4 protein-coding genes are annotated in these 2,617 nt (G+C 70.0%); 3 read left to right on the forward strand and 1 reads right to left on the reverse strand.

Going from position 1 to position 2,617, the window contains the following annotated elements; all coding sequences use genetic code 11:
* The coding region (locus P409_RS31440) for a LysR family transcriptional regulator (protein ID WP_034847785.1) at positions 1–527 on the reverse strand (527 nt) is incomplete at its 3' end.
* Between the two features lie 105 nt (positions 528–632).
* Between P409_RS31440 and P409_RS31445 the strand changes: the two genes are divergently transcribed.
* The 3 genes from P409_RS31445 to P409_RS31455 all read left to right on the forward strand — a co-directional run.
* Positions 633–1,265, forward strand: a complete 633-nt coding sequence (locus tag P409_RS31445) for an FMN-dependent NADH-azoreductase (RefSeq protein WP_034847789.1) — start codon at positions 633–635, stop codon at positions 1,263–1,265.
* A gap of 79 nt (positions 1,266–1,344) precedes the next feature.
* A complete protein-coding gene (locus P409_RS31450; RefSeq protein ID WP_034847792.1) occupies positions 1,345–2,172 on the forward strand; it encodes a class I SAM-dependent methyltransferase in 828 nt (275 codons plus the stop codon).
* Positions 2,173–2,359: 187 nt separating this feature from the next.
* On the forward strand, positions 2,360–2,617 hold a 258-nt coding region (locus P409_RS31455; RefSeq protein WP_034847795.1), incomplete at its 3' end, for a MarR family transcriptional regulator.

Here is a 2,617-nt window from a genome sequence, read left to right on the forward strand (position 1 = left end):
GGGTCGGGCAGCGGGCCGGCCTCCGCGGCGGCGGCCCAGGCCAGGGGCTCGCGCCACAGCGTCCAGCCACGGCCGTCGCCATGGCAGCGGCTGCACAGGATCAGGTCCAGCCGGCCGCCGTCCAGCGCCTGGAACAGGGTGGTGGCGATGCCGACCTCGACCTCGATCCGCACCGCCGGGTGCTGCGATCCGAAGCGCCGCAGCACCTCCGGCAGACCGGAGCCGGCGACATCCTCCGACGCGCCGATCCGGATCCGCCCGGCCAGCGACGAGGCCGACAGGCTGGCGCGGGCATCCTGGTTCAGCCGCAGGATGCTGCGGGCATAGCCCAGCAGCGTCTCGCCGGCCTCGGTCAGCGCCACCGACCGGGTGCTGCGGCGCAGCAGCGGCCGCCCCGCCTGGTCCTCCAGGCGGCGGATCTGGGCGCTCACCGTCGACTGGGTGAGGTGGAGATGCTCCGCGGCGCGGGTGAAGCCCTGCAGCTCCGCCACCGCCACGAAGCTGCGCAGCAGCTCGGTCTCGAACATGATGCCAATATATCGTGATCTGCAATCAATCCCATAGGATCTATTCGTTTATCCTCTGAGCGATGCGCCGCTAGCCTCGGATCCATCCCCAACAGGAGAATCGCCATGGCCCGGCTGCTCTATGTCGAAGCATCGCCCCGCAAGCAGCGCTCCGCCTCGATCGAGGTCGCGCGCGCCTTCCTTGCCGCCTATCGGGACGCCCATCCCGCCGACGAGATCGAGACGCTGGATCTCTGGGCCATCGACCTGCCGGAGTTCGACGGCGCGGCGATGGAGGCGAAATACGCCGGCCTCTCCGGCACGCCTCTGACCGAGGCGCAGGATACGGCATGGCGCCGGATCCGCGAGCTGGCGCAGCCCTTTCACGCGGCCGACCGGCTGCTCTTCGCCGTGCCGCTGTGGAACTTCGGCATTCCCTACAAGCTGAAGCACCTGATCGACGTGATCTCGCAGAAGGACGTGCTGTTCTCCTTCACCGAGCAGGGCTTCTCCGGCCTGCTGCCGGGCCGCAAGGCGGCGGTTATCTATGCCCGCGGGCTCGATTACGGCGCCTCGGCCTTCACCCCCGCCGCCGGCTTCGATTTCCAGAAGCCCTATATGGAGATGTGGCTGCGCTTCATCGGCGTCACCGACATCACCGCGATTGCGGTCGAGAAGACTCTGTTCGGGCCGGAGGTGGACACCCAGGCCCGGGCCGAGGCGAAGAGCTGGGCGGAGGAGGTGGCAAGGGCCTTCTGAGGCGCCTCTCCGGATGGCTGCCGTGCCGGTCCCTCCCGCTTGCGGTAGAATGGCCGCAGCCACGATCCGGGAGGGGACCATGGAGACCGAGCAACAGGTCGCGCGGCACTACGGCCGCAGCGGCATCGAGCAGGCGATCCTCGAGGCGCTGCGGGCCAGCGGCAAGGATGTCGATCGCCTCGCGCCCGGCGATCTGTCCGGCGCCGACGAGTTCCATCTCGGCTGGCAGGCGGCGACGGCGGAGCTGGCGCGGGATCTCGGCCTCGGGCCGGATCTGCACGTGCTGGAGGTCGGCTGCGGCATCGGCGGGCCGGCCCGGCATTTCGCGGCGGCCCATGGCTGCCGCGTCACCGGCATCGACCTGACGGCGGAGTTCGTCGAGGCCGCGGAAGCCTTGACGCGGCGCTGCGGCCTTGCAGGCCTGGTGTCGTTCCGCCAGGGCAGCGCGCTGGCCATGCCGTTCCCGGACGCGGAATTCGATGCCGCCACGCTGATCCATGTCGGCATGAACATCGCCGACAAGGCGGCGCTGTTCGCCGAGGTGCGGCGGGTGCTGAAGCCCGGCGCGCGCTTCGGCGTCTACGACGTGATGCGGATCGGGGACGGCGAACTGCCCTACCCGATGCCCTGGGCGGCAACGCCGGAGACCAGCTTCGTCGAGCGGCCGGAAACCTATCGGCGGCTGCTCGAGCAGTCCGGATTCACCGTCGAGACGGAACACAGCCGGCGTGAGCTGGCGCTCCGGCTCGGCCGCGAGATGCGCGAGCGGGCGGCCGTCGAGGGCGCCCCGCCGCTCGGTCTGCACATCCTGATGGGTCCGGCGACGCGGGAACGCATGGGCAATGTCTTCGCGGCGCTTGAGCGCGGCCTGATCGCGCCGATCGAGATGGTGGCAAGGGGCGGGTGAGGCGACCGAGATCGGCCACCGGCAACCCTCACCGTCATTACGAGGAGGCGAAGCCGACGAAGCAATCCAGGAGCCACGGCAAACGGCCCTGGATTGCTTCGCTGCGCTCGCAACGACGGCACTGGGGCTGGCGCAATCGCCTACAAAATGATTTCATAATGAAATCATTTTGTGATCGGAGCGCACCATGGTCTCGTCCGCCCCCGTCCTGGAGCTCGGGCGCTGGCTGCCCTACCGGATGTTCGTCGTTGCCGGGCGGGTGGCGGAGCTGCTGGAGAGCTTCTACGGGCCGCGCTGGGGCCTGGGGCTGCCGGCCTGGCGCATCCTGGCGGTGGTGGCCGACCGGCCGGGCGTCAGCGCACGCGAGATCACGCGGGCCTGCGGCCTCGACCCGGTCGCGGTCAGCCGCGGCATCGCCCAGCTGGTGGCCCTCGGCTTCGCCCGG

The organism is Inquilinus limosus MP06 (assembly GCF_000767795.1).
Taxonomy (GTDB): domain Bacteria; phylum Pseudomonadota; class Alphaproteobacteria; order DSM-16000; family Inquilinaceae; genus Inquilinus; species Inquilinus limosus_E.

What these genes read in the sequence shown, in the direction of transcription:
- P409_RS31450 (WP_034847792.1), top strand. Translation starts at nt 1,345, where the DNA reads ATGGAGACCGAGCAACAGGTCGCGCGGCACTACGGCCGCAGCGGCATC.
- P409_RS31445 (WP_034847789.1), top strand. Translation starts at nt 633, where the DNA reads ATGGCCCGGCTGCTCTATGTCGAAGCATCGCCCCGCAAGCAGCGCTCC.